The organism is Stenotrophomonas pictorum JCM 9942 (assembly GCF_001310775.1).
GTDB lineage: Bacteria > Pseudomonadota > Gammaproteobacteria > Xanthomonadales > Xanthomonadaceae > Stenotrophomonas > Stenotrophomonas pictorum.
In genome coordinates, this window is the sequence record NZ_BAZI01000699.1 from 1 (window position 1) to 838 (window position 838).

The 838-nt window shown below is 69.9% G+C and carries 1 protein-coding gene; it reads right to left on the reverse strand.

Annotated elements, in window-relative coordinates:
- Positions 1 to 838, reverse strand: an 838-nt coding sequence (locus JCM9942_RS17135) for a glycosyltransferase family 4 protein (RefSeq protein ID WP_054661023.1), incomplete at both ends; no start/stop codon positions are given.

Genomic DNA, 838 nt, shown 5'->3' on the forward strand with positions numbered 1-838 from the left:
CGGCCGCATCGGTGTGCCTTTGCGCGGCCAGCTCCTGCAGCAGCGCCTCGAACTGGGCCACGACCTGTTCCGGATGCAGCCGCTGCATCGCGCGGCGGGCGTTGGCGCCGAGCGTGGCACGCATCTCGTCATCGCCGGCCAGCTGCACGGCGGCGGCGATGAAGGTCTGCTCGTTGTCCACCGCCACCCCGCTGTGACCGTTTTGCAGATGCTCGCCTGCGGCGCCGTAGTTGAAAGCCACCGTCGCCACGCCGCTGGCCATGGCCTCCAGGGTCACATTGCCGAAGGTTTCGCTGCGGCTGGGGAACAGGAACAGGTCACCGCTGGCAAAGTGCCGGGCCAGCGCCTGGCCGCGCTGGATGCCACAGAAGATGAAGTCCGGGTTTTCATACGCCAGCCGCTCGCGCAGCGGGCCATCGCCCACCCAGACGAACCGCGCCCGCGGCTGGACCTGCTGGATCCGGCGGAACGCCTTGACCGCCAGCCCGAGGTTCTTTTCGGCGGCGATCCGGCCGACGTGGATCGCCACGAACCCCTCGCCTTCGATGCCCCAGTCGGCGCGCAGCGCGGGATCGCGTTGGCACGGATCGAACTGGCGGCCATCCACCGCCCGGGCCAGCAGGCGGGCGCGGACGAAGCCCTTGTGCTGCAGGAACTGCTGCAGTTCGCGGGTGGGGACCAGGGTGGCCTGGCACTGGTTGTGGAAGCGCCGCATCCATGCCAGTGCGGTGCTCCGCAGCCAGGGTGCGCCGTAATCGGCCAGATATTCATCGAAGCGGGTGTGCAGCCCGGAGGCCACCGGAATGCCGAGCCGCCGCGCGGTGCGCAGCGCCGACCA